Source organism: Priestia sp. FSL W8-0524 (assembly GCF_038005965.1).
Taxonomy (GTDB): domain Bacteria; phylum Bacillota; class Bacilli; order Bacillales; family Bacillaceae_H; genus Priestia; species Priestia zanthoxyli.
Genome location: NZ_JBBOUG010000001.1, coordinates 1016712 through 1034730 on the forward strand (window position 1 = coordinate 1016712; position 18019 = coordinate 1034730).

An 18019-nucleotide genomic window follows, 5' to 3' on the forward strand; every position below is an offset into this window, starting at 1 on the left:
TTATACGTATGTGGTATAGTATACGATGACAATTCAAGAAGAAACGCCGTACACGTTTGTATATGTACGGGAGAGGTTCGAAAACTCCCTCTATAAAAAACTAAGATCATCGTTGATGACAAAAGACACGGTTTTAGCGTGTCTTCTTTCACGTGCTTTTCTATCAACACGTCTTTTTGACGTGTATGCTGGCGAGGACGTGTATCTTAGTTGCTTTTTAGGGAGATTGCTGGAAAAGAGCAGTCTCTTTTTTGTGTTATAAAATTAGTCACAAAGGGAACGAACGGTTCAATAAAGTTTCTTCTTCTTTTGATTTCAATCAAAAAGGAGACGAACAATAATGATGAAAAATGAAAAAGCTATTGTTGTATTTAGCGGAGGTCAAGATAGTACAACATGTCTATTTTGGGCTTTGAAAAACTTTAAAGAAGTAGAAACGGTTACTTTCCAATACGGTCAGCGTCATAGTCAAGAGATAGAGGTAGCAAAAGCTATCGCAGCTGATTTAGGTGTGAAGCATACCGTCCTAGATATGTCACTTTTAAATCAATTAGCACCAAATGCCTTAACGCGAGATGATATTGAAATTGAGCAAAAAGAAGGAGAGTTGCCTACAACGTTTGTGGATGGCCGCAATCTGTTATTTTTATCATTTGCTGCCGTACTGGCTAAAAACAGCGGAGGCCGTCATATCGTAACAGGCGTTTGTGAAACTGATTTTTCGGGATATCCAGACTGTCGAGACGTATTTGTGAAATCGTTAAACGTCACGCTTAATTTATCAATGGACTTCGAGTTTGTGATTCATACGCCGCTTATGTGGATTGATAAAGCAGAAACGTGGGCGTTAGCGGATGAGCTAGGAGCGCTTGAATATGTGCGTGAAAAAACATTAACGTGCTACAACGGTATTGTTGCTGATGGGTGCGGCGAATGTCCCGCATGTCAATTGCGAAAACGCGGGTTAGATCAATACTTGCAAACAAAAGAAGGAGGAGAAAAATAATGCTGCAACAAATGTATCCTCAAGTCTTTCATGACTATGAATATGAATTGAACAAAGATATGCAGTTTGCTGCGGCACATTTTGTTCCTCATAAAGAAGCAGGAAAATGCCGTCAAGTCCATGGACATACGTATTTTGTAAATTTAACTGTTGCCGGAGATACATTAGACGAAGCGGGCTTTTTAGTAAACTTTGCGCTATTGAAAAAAATTGTTTCTGGTCAATTTGATCATACATTATTGAACGATCATTCTATCTTTAACGAAGAAAATCCAAATGATTTTCCTACAACTGAAGTTGTTGCTCGTAAAATTTATGAGTTGGTTCAAGAATATCTAGACACACTACCAAATAAGCCTTCTTGCGTACAAGTATTCGTGCGGGAAACGCCGACAAGTTACGTAGTTTACCGCCCAAAGAAGGTGAAAAAACGTGGCTAATACAATTCCAGTACTTGAAATATTCGGCCCAACGATTCAAGGGGAAGGAATGGTTGTAGGACGTAAGACGATGTTTGTTCGTACCGCAGGCTGTGATTATTCCTGCAGCTGGTGTGATTCAGCTTTTACATGGGATGGATCAGCTAAAAACGATATTCGTCAGCTAACAGCAGAACAAATTTGGACGGAGCTTAAAGAAATTGGAGGAGAGTGCTTTGATCACGTCACCATTTCTGGAGGAAACCCTGCGCTTATCAAGGCGATTGGTTCACTTGTAGAGCTTTTGCACAGTCATGGGGTAAAAGCAGCTCTTGAAACACAGGGAAGCCGTTATCAGGATTGGTTCCTAAAGATCGATGATTTAACGATTTCTCCTAAGCCTCCAAGTTCATTAATGAAAACAAATTTCTCCGTATTAGACGATATTATAGAGACATTAATAAAGGAAAAACGCATGGCGCACATAAGCATAAAAGTCGTTGTATTTAATGATGAGGACTTTGAGTATGCAGCGTCTGTTCATGAACGTTATCCTGAGGTTCCATTTTTTGTTCAAGTAGGCAACGAGGACTTAACGACAATCGATAATGCGTCGTTAACACAAGAATTGCTTAAAAAGTATGAGTGGTTAATCGACAAGGCAGTGGCAGCTAAAAACATGAACGATGTAAGAGTTCTGCCGCAGGTTCACGCCCTTGTTTGGGGAAATAAACGAGGCGTGTAAGCGCATAGCAAAAAATTTACAAAGAAAAATAAAAACAGATATATACAAAATAAAAAAACGCTGTTAGAATGACAATCGTAGAAAGAGAGGAAATGCAAATGAGCGGTCGAAAAGATGAAGAATTAGAAGGTGTATCACTCCTTGGAAATCAAGGAACAAACTATTTGTTTGAATATTCACCAGAGATTCTAGAAGCATTTGATAACAAACATCCAAATCGTGATTATTTTGTGAAATTTAACTGTCCGGAATTTACGAGCTTATGTCCAAAAACGGGTCAGCCGGATTTCGCAACCATTTATATTAGTTACATTCCAGATGAAAAAATGGTGGAAAGCAAGTCGTTAAAGCTTTATTTGTTCAGCTTCCGTAACCATGGAGATTTCCATGAAGACTGTATGAATATTATTATGAATGACTTAATTAAACTGATGAATCCAAGATATATTGAAGTATGGGGAAAATTCACACCACGCGGCGGGATTTCAATTGATCCATATACAAACTATGGCCGTCCTGGTACGAAGTATGAAGAAATGGCTAATTATCGCCTGATGAATCATGATTTATACCCAGAAACAATTGATAATCGTTAATTCGAACAAACAGGTTGTGTATGCAACCTGTTTTCCATTGCAAAAACAACAGATGAGAAGGTGAAAGAATGTCACAGAGATCAGCATTAGTATTAGGTGCAAGCGGACTTGTTGGTCAAGAACTTTTAAAAATGTTATTAAGCAACAGCTTATATAACCATGTGACAGTGTTTGTTCGAAAAAAGCTACCAATCGAACACACAAAGCTACGTCAGCTTGAAATTGATTTTTCAGAGCTTGATAAGCACGAAGAATGCTTTGCAGTTGATGATGTATATTGCTGTTTAGGCACGACAATGAAAAAAGCAAAAACAAAAGCGAAATTCATTAAAGTTGACTACGAATTTCCTTTAAAAGCGGCTAAATGTGCAGAAAAATATCGCTGCAAAAACTTTTTAACGATTACAGCAATTGGTGCTGATCTTCGTTCGCCATTCTTTTACAGTAAAGTAAAGGGGCAAGTAGAAGAAGATATCGCAAGCTTGTATATCCGTTCTACTCACTTTTTCCGCCCATCGTTATTATTAGGCAAGCGCCAAGAGTTTCGCCTATTTGAAAAGCTTGGGGGATACACGTTAAAGTCGTGTTCATTTTGCCTTGTAGGAAAGTGGAGAAAATATCGTCCAATTAAAGCGTATAACGTAGCCAAATCCATGATGAAAGCTGCACTTGAAGATAAATGTGGTGTTCATGTACATGAAAGCCAAGACATCTATACAGGTGAATGCTATTATTCGTTTACCAACGGCAAGCGCGTGTTATCAAAATAAAAAAAGCCTCTTCATAAGAAGAGGCTTTTTTCTATCTTCCGTCAGCATCCGCGTTCCCATCACCATCACCATCGTGATCGTGATTAGAAGCAGATTCACTCCAGCTTGTGTAGGAGTTAGAATCTTCTTCGGCATAATTCATGGGTTCAACGGATGTTTTTTTATTTGAAGTTTGCTTGCGTTTAAAAACGAACTGCACGATGAAAAAAAGAATGACAATAAGTGCAACGATAAACAATACAGTATCAAACATGCTAGTAATTCCTTTCAGTAAGTAGGTAGTAGTAGCTTGTTCTTATTGTCACACGAAAATAAGACCCTTTCAAGAAAAAATGGGGCCTGGTTTTGTTTCTTTAAGGAAACTTTTTTTATCTTAGCCATATATTATTGTATGAAGAAACATTTTAGAAAAGAGGGAGTACAGTGAAAAAAAGTTCGAAGGATGTTAAGGTTCAACAGTATATTTATCTCATGTATAAGCTGGGAATTATTACAGAAGAACAAAAGAATCAGTTCTTTCAAAACCACTAAAAAAGCAACCGTTTTTGCGTTCCGGTTGCTTTTTCCCTTTACATAGCGGGATTAATAATCGTGTAGTTTTTGTGATTGACAACAGTTCGCTGTTCTAAGTCTAAATCCCGGTAGTTTGTCATGTAAGTCAAATCAACAATCACGGAGTTTTCATTTACTTTTTCGACAATGCCCTGTAAGCCATTTTTAAATTCTATCAAGTTTCCTACCTCTGCTATTTTCATCATTCATCGCTCCTTTGTTTTAAATTAGTTCATTATTAATTTTTTAAATAATTTTAATTTTGAAAATAGTAAAACTAGTTAGCGTTTTCTTTTTTTACAATTTTGCCTTAAAACTGGGAATTAGTAAAGGGTTTTTTGAAAAAATATAAAATAAAATTGAAAAAACAAGTAAAATGTGCTGAGGAATAAAAGGAATTGGTAGCTTTAACGAAAGAGAGAAGCAACACAGTTCCATCTTTGTTCATCTTTCGTTATAATAAACGAGGTATAATCTTGTCATAAATTATAAGAATTAGAAGGTGTAGAAATTGAAAGATACTGGACTCGTGCTCGAAGGAGGCGGTATGAGAGGCCTTTATACAACCGGAGTTTTAGATTACTTTATGGAAAGAAATCTGTACCTTCCGTATGTAATTGGCGTTTCAGCCGGCGCTTGTCATGCCACTTCTTATTTATCTAGACAAATAGGAAGAAGTCGCAAAGCTAATTTAGATTTTTTAGAGGATCCTCGCTACTTGTCGTGGAAAAATTATTTTAAAACAAAAGAGATATTTGGAATGGATTTCGTTTTTGATGAAATTCCTAATCAGCTTCTTCCATTTGACTTTGAGGCATTTGCTGAGCGTACAGAGAAGCTTGTAGTAGGAGCAACGGACTGCGTGACGGGAGAACCCGTTTATTTTGATGAGTATGATCGGGATATTTTGACAGCGGTTCGCGCTTCTAGTTCCCTTCCATTTTTAGCACCTGTCGTTACATATAAAGGAAAAGAGCTGTTAGATGGAGGAATCAGTGATCCGATTCCAATCAAAAAAGCAGTGCAGGATGGATATAGAAAAAATATTGTTGTGCTAACGCGAAACGAAGGATATCGAAAAAAGAAATCAAATATGCTTTGGTTATTGAAGCGCAAATATCGTCATTATGATGGGCTGACTCGTGCGCTTGAGAACCGCTATAAATTGTATAATGAAACATTGTCATATATTGAAGAGCAGGAAAGACAGGGGAATATCTTTGTGATTCGTCCGCAATCCCCTCTTGTAGTAGGGCGAATTGAGAAGAATCGTGAGCGTCTCGACGCTCTTTATAACCAAGGATATAAAGAAGCTGAAGCTCAATTTGCGTCTCTGCAAAATTGGATGAACAGCTAAAAACGAGGTGGAACTGAATGGATGAACAAACAGTAATCAATATGTTAAATGAGTTAAGTGAAGGAAAAGTAACCGAAATTAAAGTTAAAAAAGAAGACTTTCTTGCTTTTCGCCCTTTTTTAGTAAATCGCCCTGATTTCAAACATTTTCGTGGAATCGCCGGACGCGGAGGCGATTTTACCTATACGTATCTAGAAATTCCTAGGAGTTAAACGAAATGATGGCATTATTTGATTATGCCTTATATAATGGATGTATGAGCCTGTACAGTAGAGAATATACTGTTACAAGTGCTTGTGCGTTTATTTAGTAACGTATAGTAAGAGCGAATAAACGTGTTTAGTTATAGGAGGGATATTATGGATGAGTTTCGAAAAAGTACAGCACCTTTTTATTTTGCAGATCATATATGGAAAGATAAAAATGGAATGACGACTTATGGGATGCTGTTAACGAACCGGCCCGAAGATGACGGGGACTATGACCTCCATTCGTTATTAGAAGAAGCATATGTAGATCATAAAAAAATTCTAATTACTACTGTTTACGACAACAGTGAACAGCAGTTGACCGGATACGTGATACATTTATCAGATGATCAAGACGTTTTTACGTTTATGGATGATACGGGTGCTAAGCTAGTGATTGATTTCTATGATGTTGTAGAAATTGAGATCGAAGATTAAAAAGAGCTGAATGTTGATTACAACATTCAGCTCTTTTGTGTAAAAGTAGATGAATTTAAATGTTTATCATAAGAATTATAAGGGAAAAACGAATGAAGAAATTTCTGATTAAACTGAAATAAGGCGGGAAAATATACCTGTATTTTAGAAAAATTACCGTGATTATGACAAAAAATAAGGTACAATGTCACATTTGTGTTCCGAACGTAATTTTGTTCATCAAACTTAAAGAAATGTAATTGAATCGTTCGGTGAAACCCCCATATAGCTATGATAGAGTAATACCATACGAAATTTCAGGAGGTATTACCTATGAAACATAGTTATATGAAATCAATGGTAGTAGCTTGTTTAGCTACTCTTTCATTTATAGGTTTTAATGCAACAGCTACGGCTGCAACTAATTATAAAGTAGTCAAAGGCGATAGTCTTTGGAAGTTAGGTAAAAGATATAGTGTAACAATTGACGATATTAAAAAATTAAACAATCGTCAAGGAGATATGATTTATATTGGTGAAACATTAGCTATTCCGAGTAAGACAAAAGTGCTGGCTGCTGAAACAACGGAACCTTCAACGGCAGCACCTGCTAATACGGCTAAGCCAGAACCAAAACCAGAAGCCAAATCTGCGAACCAGGAAACACCTGCAGTTTCGATTTCGGCAAGCGAAAAAGATTTATTAGCTCGCTTAGTAGAAGCCGAAGCAAAAGGCGAATCGTATGAAGGAAAAGTAGGGGTAGCAACAGTAGTGTTAAACCGTGTAGATTCTCCGAAGTTTCCAGATACGGTAACAGGAGTTATTAAACAAGTTGTCGGAAAAGCATACGCTTTTTCACCGGTTCAAAACGGATCAATTAACAAACCTGCTTCAGAAGATTCGAAAAAAGCAGTAGAGCAAGCGTTGACTAGAAAAGATCGTTTAGACGATTCCATTTACTTTTATAATCCAAAAACAGCTACCGATAACTGGATTCGTTCACGTGCTGTAATTAAAACAATTGATCATCACGTGTTTGCTAAATAAAAAAGAGGCTGCAACAAAAGTATTTTAGACGAAGTGAAAAACGAACCATTGATCACATGTTGATCAATGGTTCGTTTTTTTTGATGGTGAATATAGTTTTATCTGTCTCGTTCCTTCTAGCAGTTGATTGGATTCATTTCGTTATGTGTCAACCTCTTTTTTTAGTCTAAAAAGATATCTCGTTCCAAACTGCCTTCAGAACCCGTTAAAACTAGACCAATATCGGTATCAGCTTCTAAGTTCTGAACGATGGTAAAAGGCACTTTATGTTGGTTAGCCGCTTGAATATAAGGGGAGAGGTATGAATAAGACAAAGAGCCATTTAAAAACAAATGACCGTCTTTCACTTTTTTTAAAAGAGGCTTTATTTTTGCTGCATCCTTTTTCATGACTTGCCCTTTTTTTAGCGCAATTTCAATATTCTCACGTAGAGCAGTTAAGAAATATCTTCTTTCGTCTCTTTTTGTTTCCTTTGCTCCGTACATTCCTCGTTCTAAGTATTCTTCTAGTTGATCAGACATTATGTCACTTCCTTTCGTTATAAACTATAAACGATTATGGATATAAGTAAAAGGGACAGGAAAAAAGGAAAATCATTGTGCTATATCACCTGTTTTTTTGCTGAGTACAAAGAAAAACAAAAAATGTGTTGAAATTTAGCCTAAAATATTGTTTAATGTAAATAGATAGAAAATCATATCGGTTTTTTATTAAAGGTTTGTAAGCGATTACAGATATACATACATAGCAGCGTTTGGGGAGACGCTCCTATGATTTTATGTTCAAAGCGCATTGTATAAAAAGGGGATTATATAGCTTTAGGGCATATACGGTCAAGCAAAGGGTCAGATAAATTAATAAAAAATCGCTATGTATTTTCATAAGAAGAACGGTCAACATGTTTGTTGAGCGTTCTTTTTATGCGTTCATATTATATTTATTCCTCATTGCAGCAGCTGCTGAAAATTATAAAGGTACATTCCTCCTTTGCTCTCTCTTATTTTACATAAGTTACATGTAGTATGTTTCAAAGCCTTAAAAAATATATGGCTGTACGCTTGTTTGATCCTAACGAGGTGATAGAAAAAGAATATTTTTTAAGAAATCACAAAAAAAGAGGCGATTGCCTATGCAAGAAGTAGGTGAATAACATATGTAATAAAGAGAATGAAATATAATTTGAGGAGGCATGTATCATGCAAGAATTTGATATTAATGACATAAGAAGACCATTTGGTGGTTTTGGAGGCTTTGGCCGTCCAGGATTCGGTTTCGGTCGCCCGGGTTTTGGTTTCGGTCGTCCTGGTTTTGGCTTCGGCCGCCCGGGGTTCGGTTATGGCTTTGGTCGCCCTTGGGGTTGGGGCTTTGGAGCTCCATTTCTTGGAGGATTAGTTCTTGGAAGTGCATTAGGAGGTCCAGGTTATTACGGTTATCCAGCACCATATTATCCACCGTACCCACCATATTATTATTATTAAAACAGTGAGCGCTGATAAAGCGCTCTTTTATTATGTCCAATTCAAGGTATATATAGAATGCATGCAAGACGCTACGTTTAGAAAATGATAACAGTTTTAAATAAGGAATGAACGCTTAAGCTAAAGGAGACAAGTTTTCCTTGCAACAATTGTTGATTTTGCTATAATAACTTCGGTGGCATTTTTGGTCACTGGGTGGGCGAGGGATAGATGAAAAGAAGGAAATTAGATTGAACGCATTATTTGAAAAGTTGTTTCGTTTAAACGACCACCAAACAACTGTCGGAAAAGAAAGCTTAGCTGGGGTCATTTCATTTCTTTCCATCGTGTATATTATTGCTGTTAATTCAACCATTTTGTCTGATGCTGGTATTCCGCTTGAAGCAGGAATATTCGCAACAGTGGCTTCGGCTTTTGTAGGCTGTGTTATTATGGCTTTTTGGGCAAATGCGCCTCTCATTCTGGTGCCAGGTATGGGGATTAACGCATTGTTTACGTATACGATGGTTCAATCAATGGGGTTATCTTGGCAAGAAGGGTTATTAGCAGTAGTGATATCCGGCTTTCTTTTTATAGCATTAGCTTTTTCACGACTGTCTGCCAAAATTGTTTCTTCGATTCCGCATTCGTTAAAAGAAGCGATAACAGTCGGTGTTGGCTTATTTTTAACATTTATCGGTTTGCAAAAAGGGAAGCTTGTAGTTCCAAGCGAAAACACTTTTGTAGCACTTGGAGACTTGTCAGATCCGTTTGTTATCAGTACGCTGTTGACGTTAATTATCACAATCGTACTGTTTATCCGAAATGTGAAAGGTAACTTTTTGTTAAGCATGATTGCTGGATCCGTCCTTGCCTTCTTACTTGGTGTAAGAAGCAATGTAGAAAATGGACAGTCCGCTGCGAGCGTGAACGACTTTTTTAGCAGCTTTGGCACATTGTCTTTTGGAGCCATTGGAGACGTTGCGTTTTGGGCAGCTGTCTTTTCATTAACAATGGTATTGATTTTTGAAAATATTGGTTTGCTTCATGGTCAGCTAGGTATGATGAATCAAGATAGCAAATTTCCGCGGGCCTTTCAAGCAACAGCCGCCTCAGCTTTGCTAAGCGGGGTGTTTGGAACAAGTCCAACGGTGTCTTCTGTAGAAGGAGCATCTGGTATTGCAGCTGGAGGGCGAACGGGTTTAACATCGCTTATTACAGGAGTTTTATTTTTAAGTTCACTTCTGTTTATTCCATTTATCAAGCTGGTTCCAGATAGTGCTATTGCACCTATTCTCATTGTGATTGGAGCACTAATGATTCAAAATATCAAAAACATCAATTTACAGGACTTAACAGAAGGTTTCCCTGCATTTTTAATTATTGCGCTTATTCCTCTTACGTACAGCATTGCTGATGGAATTGCATTTGGGTTCATTGCGTATCCACTGCTTAAATTATTCCTTGGTAAAATGCGTGAAGTATCGATGTTTATGTATGTAAGCGCGCTATTGTTTTTCTTGAATTTTGTGCTGCATTATATTGCTTAAAATAGACGGCTGAGTACTTTTGCTCAGCTGTTTTTTGTGTTTGCGGTAAAGAATCCTCTTTTTAGATATCATACTCCGTATTTCGTGTCCTTTGGTTAATCAGCCGCTTCTAAAATGGCGTTTCCTGCGTAAAGTAGTACAGAAGTCGGAGGGGATATAAGGGGGAGAAAACAATGGGAATTAAATTAATTAAAATATCAGCCGTTTATTTTGGAATTGGCATCATATTGGGGTATTATATGTCAATTGTTCACAGCTACGCTTTGACGCCTGTTCACGTGCACATTAATTTATTAGGATGGACGTCGCTTACGTTAGCGGGACTTATTTATTATTTGTTTCCTGCGTTTAGCGAAAGTAAATTAGCTAAACTGCACGTATGGTTGCATAATATAGGATTACCGGTCATGATGATTGGTTTATTTCTCATGATCGTACTAGAAAACCAAGCTTTTACACCCATAGTGGCAGTAGGAGCAACACTTACGGCTATTGGCGTTTTAATTTTCGTATATCACATCCTTAAAAATTTGAAATCTGAACGATAAACCAAGAAGGTCGTTGACGATGGTTGCTAATTTCAAAAGGAAAAAGAACCAGCTATAGCGAATATACATGTAAACAAGGTGAAAGTGCGATTTACATAAAGGTGTGCTAGGCATCTTTATAAGGAGGGGTAAGCTGCAGGGATTTCTAGCTCTTATAAAAGCCAATAAAAGGGCTGATTATAAGTTTCTTGCGGCGGAGATACTATGGGAGAACATCAACAATTAGTGCGTGTTAGGGAGCTAGCAAATGAAATTATTCGACTTCGTCTTCAAGACCGTACGACTTATGACGAATTAGAGTTGCAAAATAATGTAGAGTTGTTGTCTCGTTCTGTGGTTGACTTAGTAAACATTATGTTAGCCGAAGATGTGGATTCGTCTACGTCTTTAAAAGCTACAGCTTCTAAAATGAAAATGGTGTATAATAACATGCATCAAGCTGAGAAAAAAGATTATTTGCATTTCTAATTGCTAGGCTCCTTTTCGCCACAAACGAAATGGAGGTGTACGAGGCAGATGCTATCGTCACTAACGACTTCTGAAGCTATTGTAGCATCCGTTCTTGCACTGGTTGTCATTGCCGTTTCCATTATCTTTTTTGCCACTCTTATTATGGTTGTTGTACGACGAGAAAGAATCAGCAGCTTGGTTAATCATGGAGAGCATGCAGATGGGAAGCAAAAAAGCTTAGGTGAATTTTTTCGTTCTTTACGAAAAAAATAACTACCGTTTTCTTATTAAATAGATAAAAGCGGTCAATTTAAACGTTGACCGCTTTTTTTAGATTGTTTGCTTATTTTTTTCTAAAACAATACGCGCTGCTTCACTAACAGATGACACAACAGCAGAGGCGTGGCGCTGAACAGCTTCAGGAGCTGTAGCCATAGCGAAACTGTTCGGTGTTAATTGAAACATAGGAATATCATTAAATGAATCCCCCACACATGCAATTTCCTCTGGTTTTAGCTGAAGATGATTTAATAAAATTTCAATGGCATTTCCTTTGCTGATATGTTTAGGCATAATATCCAAACACTGCTTGGCAGAAATATATGTATCAATATAATCACCAAACTCTTCGTTCACTTCTTTTTGCAGAGCTACCATTTCATCATGATCTCCAAGAACCGTGATTTTAGATGGAGAAAGAGCGTGACCAAATGAATCTGTCATTTCAATTTGTTCTTCGATAGGGAAAAACATGTGAGTTTCAATTGCTTCAATAATTTCATTTCGCTGCTCTACATAATTCGTGTCGTTTGAACAGACAAGCGTAATACGGTTAGGATCTATCGTTTTTTTATAAAGTTGAACCGCTAAATCATCTTCAAACACTTTTCCATGAAGTTCTTGATTTTCTTTGGTCCACACAAATCCTCCGTTTTGGCTAATGCGATGAAATGTATTATTAATATCAGTAGAAATCTTTAAAATTTCCGTATCCATTCGTCCAGAAGCAAGACAAACCTCTACTCCTTGGCGCTGAAGTTCACTAAGTGCGTCTGCATTATGCTGTTCTACGTATTTTTCTTCGTGTAAAAGAGTTCCATCTAAGTCGCTTACAAATAATTTAATCATCTCTTGAAAATTCCTTTCCCTAAAAAAATTACCTTGATAAGAGTGTTACAAATTTATTACATTCCTTATTCTATCAGTGTTTCCCAAGAAACTCATAAAAAAAGCTCAAACCGGCGGTGAATTCAAAGAGATTAAGACATAACTACATCACTTTTTTTCGCAGGAGTCTTCGCCTTGCCCTTTAATCAACAGCTACATGAAATCTAGTTCACCATCATAATGAAAACAATCCGAACGGAGTTGATTCTCAATTAAGAATTAACTCCGTTCGGATCTTTCTTCAACTAAAATCCATTTGTCGCAGCCTTTTTTTAGGTTTGTTCACTGTAAAAAAACAGCCGCGGTCTAAAAGACCGCAGCCATGTTTTACAATACGTTAAAATATTTCGCTTCAGGATGTGCAAAAACAAGGGCTGTAACAGAAGCTTCTGGTTCCATCATGAAACCGTCTGTTAACTGAATGCCGATGTCTTCAGGTTTAATTAATTTAAACAGTTTTGCTTGGTCTTCAAGGTCTGGACATGCGGGATATCCGAATGAAAAACGCTGACCTTGGTATTTGGCTGAAAAACGCTCCGCCATTGTAAAGTCAGGCGAATCGGGGAATCCCCAGCGGTCACGAATTTGCTGATGAACACGTTCTGCTAATCCTTCAGCTAGTTCAAGCGCAAGAGCTTGGAACACGTGACTCTTTAAAAACTCGCCGTTTTCTTTGAATTTCGCCGCGCGTTCGCGAATGCCTGTTCCTGCTGTTACAGAGAAGAAACATACATAGTCCATCTCTTTTTCTTTAGGCTTTGCAAAATCAGATAAGCACAGGAACTGTCCTTTTGCTTGTCGAGGGAAGGTAAAGCGTTCAATTTCTGTTTTTTCATCAGCAGGATCATAAATAATTAAATCATTTCCGTCTGCTTGAGCAGGGAAGAACTGATAAATAACCGCTGGTTTAATTAAGTTTTCTTTTAGTGCCAGTTCGAGAAGGTCATCAACGGTTTCTTTTAATTGAACAGCACGCTCGTCTTTTTCAGCAAGCAGCTTATTCACTTTTCCTTTTAGTCCTAAGTGATGGCCTAAAAGCATCTGCCAGTTAATATACGGAAGAACCTGTGCCAAATCGTAGTGTTTGACAACGTGGCGCTTTAAATCAGCCGGTACAAAAACAGGAACATCCGTTGAAATGGCGGATCTTTCTAAAACAGCCGTAGCTGCTTGAGCGGTTTGAGGCTGGCGTTCTCGAACCGTTACTTTCTTTTCTTGACGCGTTTTTAAATCTGCTAAAAGCTGAATAACTTCTTCTTTGTTCTGCAGCTTATTTGCTAACGCTAATCCGTCCATCGCATCTTTGGCGTAGAGGACGGCACCTTCATATTCCGGGGCAATTTTAAAGTCAGTAAATTTACGGGAAAGGGCAGCGCCTCCTACCATAATTGGAACATCAATGCTTGATTGCGTTAAATCTTGTGCAGTTAAAACCATTTGCTGAGCTGATTTTACTAAAAGACCTGACAGGCCAATGATGTCTGGCTTTTCGTCTTTTACTGCTTCAATCAGCTGCTGCGGCGTTACTTTAATTCCTAAATCAATGACTTTAAAACCATTGTTGCTTAAAATGATGTCTACTAAGTTTTTACCGATATCGTGCACGTCGCCTTTAACCGTTGCAAGAATCACTTTTCCTTTTCCAGAATCATTTTCAGTTGCTTCCATATGAGGTTCTAAAAAGGCAACGGATGCTTTCATAACTTCCGCACTTTGAAGCACTTCTGCTACAATCAGCTGGTTGTCATTAAACAAACGTCCGACTTCCGCCATCCCCTTCATAAGCGGTCCGTTAATAATATCTAACGGATCATCATATTGAGCTAAAGCCTGTTCTAAATCAGGAAGCAATCCTTCTTTTGTACCTTCGACAATATACATTGCCAATCGTTCTTCAAGTGTTAACGTAGAAATTTCTACTTTTGCTTCTTTCTTTTTATCACGATAAAAGTCTGTAAACGTGCTTAGCGTTTCATCAGTTGTGTTAAATAATAACGCATTAGCAAGCTCAATTTCAGCTTCTGGAATAGAAGCATAGCGCTCTAATTTTTCTGTATTAACAATGGCATAATCGAGTCCAGCCTGCGTACAGTGATAAAGGTAAACCGCATTTAGTACTTCACGTCCGACTGGAGGAAGACCGAATGACACGTTACTTACGCCAAGAATGGTCAGGCAATCAGGCAGGGCTTCTTTAATCATTTTAATTCCCTTAACTGTTTCTTCAGCAGAACCAATATATTGTTCATCACCAGTCCCTACAGGAAACACAAGAGGGTCAAAAATAATATCTTTTGGATTAAAGCCATGTTTTTCAACAAGCAAATCATGTGAGCGTTTAGCAATCTCTACTTTTCTTTCTGCAGTAACGGCCATGCCTGTTTCATCGATTGTACCGACAACCAGAGCTGCACCGAATTTTTTTACTAGCGGCAAGATTGCATCAAAACGCTCTTCACCATCTTCTAAGTTAATGGAGTTGATAATGACCTTACCTTGCGAGTACGTTAAAGCTTTTTCAATAACTTTCTCGTCAGTTGAATCGATTACAAGAGGAACCTTCACTTTTTTTACAACTTCTTGAATAAATTCCTCCATGTCTTCCATTTCTTCACGGTCTGGATCTGCTAAGCAAATATCAATAACGTGAGCACCATTTTTAACTTGAGCACGCGCAATTTCAGATGCTTCTTCAATTTTCCCTTCCGCAATCAGACGCTTGAACTTGCGAGAACCGATTACATTCGTACGTTCTCCCACAAAAAGAGGGCGCATAGAATCGTCATATACAAGCGGTTCAATACCGGTTACAGCATGATTATGCTCGGAGCGATCAAGCGAACGAGGAGCAACCTCTTTTACCGCTTCAGCAAGTGCTTTAATATGAGCAGGCGTTGTACCACAGCATCCGCCTACAAAGTTCAGCCAGCCTTTATCAGCAAATCCTTTAATTTTTTGAGCCAGCAGCTCAGGAGACTCATGATAATTGCCTTCTTCATCCGGAAGTCCAGCGTTTGGATAACAGCTAACAGCTGAAGTGGCTAGGTCTGAAAGAGAGCGAATATGATCCGTCATAAATTCAGGACCTGTCGCGCAGTTAAGTCCGACTGAAAGAGGCTTCATGTGTTCCAGTGATAAGTAAAAAGATTCGATATCTTGACCAGCGAGAGTTGTTCCCATTGGCTCAATCGTTCCTGAAATCATAATTGGAACTTCTATTTTCAGTTTTTCAAACGCCGCTGTAATCCCTAAAAACGCAGCTTTTACGTTCAGCATGTCTTGACAGGTTTCGACTAGAAGTAAGTCAACGCCGCCGTCTAACAAACCCCGAGCTTGCTCTTCGTACGATTCTACTAACTCAGGGAATGTAATACCTCCCGTAACAGAGAGAGTTTTAGTGGTAGGACCGATAGCTCCAGCTACGAACCTAGGCCATTCGGGAGTTGAATATTTATCGCGGGCTGCACAAGCAAGCTTCACAGCTTCGATATTCAATTCATACGCCAAGTGGCCTAAATCGTATTCATCAAGTACGGTAGATGTTGAGCCAAACGTATTGGTTTCAATGATGTCAGCACCCGCTGCAAAGTACTCTTCATGAATGTGCTGAATCACATGAGGCGCTGTTCGGGTCAAATATTCGTTGCAGCCTTCATATTCTTCGCCGCCAAAATCTTCAGCGGTTAAATCAGCATCTTGAATCATCGTTCCCATTGCTCCATCGATGACGAGTATTCGCTTCTTTAGTTGTTGTTCGATAAGTGAGCTCATTTATATCTTCCTTTCTGATGTAACGAGTTGCTTGTCATGAATATAGCGTGTTAGAATTTCGGTCATTTCATAGCGCATAAACGGCGTAATTAAGTAAATACCGTCAAATAGCTCATATGCTGTATCAATTAAGTGTTTTGCAATCGCAAGGCCTTCGACTTCACCGCGAATCCGGTCATTTCCCGTTGCGTCCATACGTTCTAGAATATCTTCTGATAATTTAATTCCAGGTACTTCATGGTGAATAAATCGAGCATTTCTTGCGCTTGTTAACGGCATGATCCCGATGTATACCGGTGTTGTTAAATGTTTGGTTGCTTCATATACCTCTTCAATTTGCTTAGTTGAATAGAGAGGCTGAGTAATGAAATAGTGAGCCCCGCAGTCGATTTTCTTTTCCAAGCGCTGAACGGCTCGGTCTAAGTGACGCACGTTTGGGTTAAAGGCAGCTGCAATGGAAAAATTGGTTTTTTGACCAAGCGGTTTGCCGGAATAAGATAGTCCTTCATTAAACTGAGCGATTAAACTAATCAAGTCAAATGAAGATAAATCATAGACCGAAGTGGCGCCAGGGAAATCGCCAACTTTTGACGGATCACCGGTAATTGCAAGCACTTGATTCATTCCTAGCGTATGAAGTCCCATTAAATGAGATTGAAGTCCAATTAAATTTCGGTCGCGACAGGTAATATGAATAAGCGGTCGTGCTTTTGTTTCTTGTTGCATCAGTGTTGCCATTGCCAAGTTGCTGATGCGAGGTGAGGCAAGAGAATTATCAGCTAATGTAATAGCATCTACGGCGACTTTATCAAGTGCTTTTGCGCCTTCTAAAAATTTCGTCGGACCAAGCTGTTTAGGCGGATCCAGCTCGACGATAACCGAGCGGCGCTTCTTCACAATTTCGTGCATATGAGGTTTATCCTGCTGCTCACGCTCTTGAACCGTAACGGCTGGTCTCATTTTAACGACTTTGCTTGTAATCGGAGGCAGGTCTTTTAAGGCAGACGACATGGCGCGTACGTGAGCTGGTGTTGTACCGCAGCATCCTCCAATTAAGCGAACCCCTTGTTCGCGGAATAAACGCGCGCTTTCTACAAAGTAGTCTTCATTCGTTTCATATTCCAGCTTGCCTTCCACATACGCCGGAAGGCTGGCATTAGGGTAAGCAGATAAGAAAGCACGATCAGGAAGCGGTACTTCTTCAAGAGACTGAATCATATGATAAGGACCTAAACGGCAGTTTAGCCCGACAACATCTGCTCCCAAGTCTTCTAATTCTTTTAATGCATCTGCTAAAGGACGCCCATCTTGCAGTACGCCAATATCATGCAGGGAAACGTGGGTAATAATAGGCTTATCCGTTTCTTTTCTTGCCAGTGTAAGAACGGTCTTTAATTCTTCGAAATCATAGTATGTTTCAAATAAAAGGCCATCCACGCCTTCATTTAAAAGCCAAAACATTTGTTCACGAATGCTTCGCTTAACCTCTTCTAAACTAATAGCATTTTTTTGGAAAGAACGAATTCCGCCGAGTGTACCAACCACGTAAGCCTGATCTTTTGCAGCTTGTTTCGCTAATTTTACACCAGCAACATTGATGTCTTTGACTGAATCTTCTAATCCATAACGGGCAAGTTTTTGATAATTAGCAGCGTACGTATTTGTTTGAATAACGTTTGCACCAGCTTCTACATAGGCTCTGTGAATACGAGAAACCTCTTCTGGTTTGGTGATGTTTAGTTCTTCAAAACAGCTGTCAATACCGTGTGAGTAAAGGAGGGTACCAGTGGCACCATCCCCAATTAAAATTTTAGACTTTAAATCTTCAAGTAACCCCATGTCAAAACCTCCTTAAATTGTTCCGCTTCTATTTCACGAGTGATTCGTTTTATGCAATATGCCGATAAAATAGAAAAAGT

The 18019-nt window shown here is 38.6% G+C and carries 20 protein-coding genes and 1 riboswitch; of the genes, 14 read left to right on the forward strand and 6 right to left on the reverse strand.

Annotation, left to right across the window (positions count from 1 at the left end; genetic code table 11):
- Positions 1-66: 66 nt before the first annotated feature.
- A riboswitch (PreQ1 riboswitch) is annotated at positions 67-110 on the forward strand.
- Positions 111-340: 230 nt separating this feature from the next.
- The 5 genes from queC (at position 341) to NST66_RS05020 (ending at position 3536) form a co-directional block, all read left to right on the forward strand.
- Positions 341-1006 (forward strand): 7-cyano-7-deazaguanine synthase QueC, encoded by a 666-nt coding sequence (gene queC / locus NST66_RS05000; RefSeq protein ID WP_028414148.1) that lies wholly within the window; start codon positions 341-343, stop codon positions 1004-1006.
- A complete protein-coding gene (gene queD / locus NST66_RS05005) occupies positions 1006-1446 on the forward strand; it encodes a 6-carboxytetrahydropterin synthase QueD (protein WP_340843178.1) in 441 nt (146 codons plus the stop codon). The genes queC and queD overlap by 1 nt, the downstream gene beginning before the upstream one ends.
- Positions 1439-2170, forward strand: coding sequence for a 7-carboxy-7-deazaguanine synthase QueE (queE, locus tag NST66_RS05010; protein ID WP_025749424.1), 732 nt, complete (start codon positions 1439-1441; stop codon positions 2168-2170). The genes queD and queE overlap by 8 nt, the downstream gene beginning before the upstream one ends.
- Positions 2171-2268: 98 nt before the next feature.
- On the forward strand, positions 2269-2766 hold the full coding sequence (gene queF, locus NST66_RS05015) for a preQ(1) synthase (RefSeq protein ID WP_013055985.1): 498 nt from the start codon (positions 2269-2271) through the stop codon (positions 2764-2766).
- 68 nt (positions 2767-2834) lie between these two features.
- The gene (locus NST66_RS05020; protein ID WP_028414147.1) at positions 2835-3536 is read left to right on the forward strand and encodes an NAD(P)H-binding protein; all 702 of its coding nucleotides are present in this window, start codon (positions 2835-2837) and stop codon (positions 3534-3536) included.
- Positions 3537-3567: 31 nt separating this feature from the next.
- Here NST66_RS05020 and NST66_RS05025 read toward each other — a convergent pair whose 3' ends face one another.
- Both NST66_RS05025 and NST66_RS05030 read right to left on the reverse strand, forming a co-directional pair.
- Positions 3568-3789, reverse strand: coding sequence for a hypothetical protein (locus NST66_RS05025; protein ID WP_047751404.1), 222 nt, complete (start codon positions 3787-3789; stop codon positions 3568-3570).
- A 316-nt stretch (positions 3790-4105) separates the two neighbouring features.
- On the reverse strand, positions 4106-4291 hold the full coding sequence (locus tag NST66_RS05030; protein WP_013055988.1) for a YkvS family protein: 186 nt from the start codon (positions 4289-4291) through the stop codon (positions 4106-4108).
- 308 nt (positions 4292-4599) lie between these two features.
- On the opposite strand from NST66_RS05030, the gene NST66_RS05035 reads away from it, so the two are divergent.
- The 4 genes from NST66_RS05035 to NST66_RS05050 all read left to right on the forward strand — a co-directional run bounded on the left by NST66_RS05035 (position 4600) and on the right by NST66_RS05050 (position 7157).
- Positions 4600-5445: a patatin-like phospholipase family protein gene (locus NST66_RS05035; RefSeq protein WP_340843179.1), complete on the forward strand. Its 846-nt coding sequence runs from the start codon at positions 4600-4602 to the stop codon at positions 5443-5445.
- 17 nt (positions 5446-5462) lie between these two features.
- A complete protein-coding gene (locus NST66_RS05040) occupies positions 5463-5657 on the forward strand; it encodes a hypothetical protein (RefSeq protein ID WP_033578384.1) in 195 nt (64 codons plus the stop codon).
- Positions 5658-5804: 147 nt separating this feature from the next.
- Positions 5805-6131, forward strand: coding sequence for a hypothetical protein (locus NST66_RS05045; protein ID WP_013082248.1), 327 nt, complete (start codon positions 5805-5807; stop codon positions 6129-6131).
- A 312-nt stretch (positions 6132-6443) separates the two neighbouring features.
- Entirely contained in the window at positions 6444-7157 is a 714-nt protein-coding gene (locus tag NST66_RS05050; RefSeq protein WP_033578385.1) for a cell wall hydrolase, read from the forward strand.
- Positions 7158-7318: 161 nt separating this feature from the next.
- Here the strand turns inward: NST66_RS05050 and NST66_RS05055 are convergent, their stop codons facing one another.
- Positions 7319-7678, reverse strand: coding sequence for a YueI family protein (locus tag NST66_RS05055; protein ID WP_014461047.1), 360 nt, complete (start codon positions 7676-7678; stop codon positions 7319-7321).
- Between the two features lie 675 nt (positions 7679-8353).
- On the opposite strand from NST66_RS05055, the gene NST66_RS05060 reads away from it, so the two are divergent.
- From NST66_RS05060 to NST66_RS05080, 5 genes are all read left to right on the forward strand, one after another.
- Positions 8354-8635 (forward strand): hypothetical protein, encoded by a 282-nt coding sequence (locus tag NST66_RS05060; protein WP_033578387.1) that lies wholly within the window; start codon positions 8354-8356, stop codon positions 8633-8635.
- 230 nt (positions 8636-8865) lie between these two features.
- Positions 8866-10164, forward strand: a complete 1299-nt coding sequence (locus NST66_RS05065) for an NCS2 family permease (protein ID WP_340843180.1) — start codon at positions 8866-8868, stop codon at positions 10162-10164.
- Positions 10165-10337: 173 nt separating this feature from the next.
- Entirely contained in the window at positions 10338-10712 is a 375-nt protein-coding gene (locus tag NST66_RS05070; protein ID WP_328141369.1) for a cytochrome-c oxidase, read from the forward strand.
- A 204-nt stretch (positions 10713-10916) separates the two neighbouring features.
- Complete coding sequence (locus tag NST66_RS05075; RefSeq protein ID WP_013055998.1) at positions 10917-11180, forward strand: hypothetical protein; 264 nt, start codon at positions 10917-10919, stop codon at positions 11178-11180.
- Between the two features lie 48 nt (positions 11181-11228).
- Positions 11229-11435, forward strand: a complete 207-nt coding sequence (locus tag NST66_RS05080) for a hypothetical protein (RefSeq protein WP_013055999.1) — start codon at positions 11229-11231, stop codon at positions 11433-11435.
- A gap of 57 nt (positions 11436-11492) precedes the next feature.
- On the opposite strand, the gene NST66_RS05085 is transcribed toward NST66_RS05080, so the two are convergent.
- The 3 genes from NST66_RS05085 to NST66_RS05095 form a co-directional block, all read right to left on the reverse strand.
- A complete protein-coding gene (locus NST66_RS05085; protein WP_028414140.1) occupies positions 11493-12290 on the reverse strand; it encodes a Cof-type HAD-IIB family hydrolase in 798 nt (265 codons plus the stop codon).
- A gap of 366 nt (positions 12291-12656) precedes the next feature.
- A complete protein-coding gene (gene metH, locus NST66_RS05090; RefSeq protein ID WP_328141370.1) occupies positions 12657-16100 on the reverse strand; it encodes a methionine synthase in 3444 nt (1147 codons plus the stop codon).
- Positions 16101-17939 carry a bifunctional homocysteine S-methyltransferase/methylenetetrahydrofolate reductase gene (locus NST66_RS05095; protein ID WP_328141372.1) on the reverse strand — a complete coding sequence of 613 codons (1839 nt, stop codon included), beginning with the start codon at positions 17937-17939 and terminating at the stop codon, positions 16101-16103.
- Positions 17940-18019 lie beyond the last annotated feature (80 nt).

Excerpts from the sequence above, each read along its gene's own strand:
- queF (WP_013055985.1), top strand. The coding sequence starts at position 2,269 with ATGAGCGGTCGAAAAGATGAAGAATTAGAAGGTGTATCACTCCTTGGA.
- NST66_RS05080 (WP_013055999.1), top strand. The coding sequence starts at position 11,229 with ATGCTATCGTCACTAACGACTTCTGAAGCTATTGTAGCATCCGTTCTT.
- NST66_RS05085 (WP_028414140.1), bottom strand. The coding sequence starts at position 12,290 with ATGATTAAATTATTTGTAAGCGACTTAGATGGAACTCTTTTACACGAA.
- NST66_RS05075 (WP_013055998.1), top strand. The coding sequence starts at position 10,917 with ATGGGAGAACATCAACAATTAGTGCGTGTTAGGGAGCTAGCAAATGAA.
- NST66_RS05050 (WP_033578385.1), top strand. The coding sequence starts at position 6,444 with ATGAAACATAGTTATATGAAATCAATGGTAGTAGCTTGTTTAGCTACT.
- NST66_RS05020 (WP_028414147.1), top strand. The coding sequence starts at position 2,835 with ATGTCACAGAGATCAGCATTAGTATTAGGTGCAAGCGGACTTGTTGGT.
- NST66_RS05055 (WP_014461047.1), bottom strand. The coding sequence starts at position 7,678 with ATGTCTGATCAACTAGAAGAATACTTAGAACGAGGAATGTACGGAGCA.
- queC (WP_028414148.1), top strand. The coding sequence starts at position 341 with ATGATGAAAAATGAAAAAGCTATTGTTGTATTTAGCGGAGGTCAAGAT.
- NST66_RS05045 (WP_013082248.1), top strand. The coding sequence starts at position 5,805 with ATGGATGAGTTTCGAAAAAGTACAGCACCTTTTTATTTTGCAGATCAT.
- NST66_RS05095 (WP_328141372.1), bottom strand. The coding sequence starts at position 17,939 with ATGGGGTTACTTGAAGATTTAAAGTCTAAAATTTTAATTGGGGATGGT.
- NST66_RS05025 (WP_047751404.1), bottom strand. The coding sequence starts at position 3,789 with ATGTTTGATACTGTATTGTTTATCGTTGCACTTATTGTCATTCTTTTT.
- NST66_RS05040 (WP_033578384.1), top strand. The coding sequence starts at position 5,463 with ATGGATGAACAAACAGTAATCAATATGTTAAATGAGTTAAGTGAAGGA.
- NST66_RS05060 (WP_033578387.1), top strand. The coding sequence starts at position 8,354 with ATGCAAGAATTTGATATTAATGACATAAGAAGACCATTTGGTGGTTTT.
- metH (WP_328141370.1), bottom strand. The coding sequence starts at position 16,100 with ATGAGCTCACTTATCGAACAACAACTAAAGAAGCGAATACTCGTCATC.
- queD (WP_340843178.1), top strand. The coding sequence starts at position 1,006 with ATGCTGCAACAAATGTATCCTCAAGTCTTTCATGACTATGAATATGAA.
- NST66_RS05030 (WP_013055988.1), bottom strand. The coding sequence starts at position 4,291 with ATGAAAATAGCAGAGGTAGGAAACTTGATAGAATTTAAAAATGGCTTA.
- NST66_RS05070 (WP_328141369.1), top strand. The coding sequence starts at position 10,338 with ATGGGAATTAAATTAATTAAAATATCAGCCGTTTATTTTGGAATTGGC.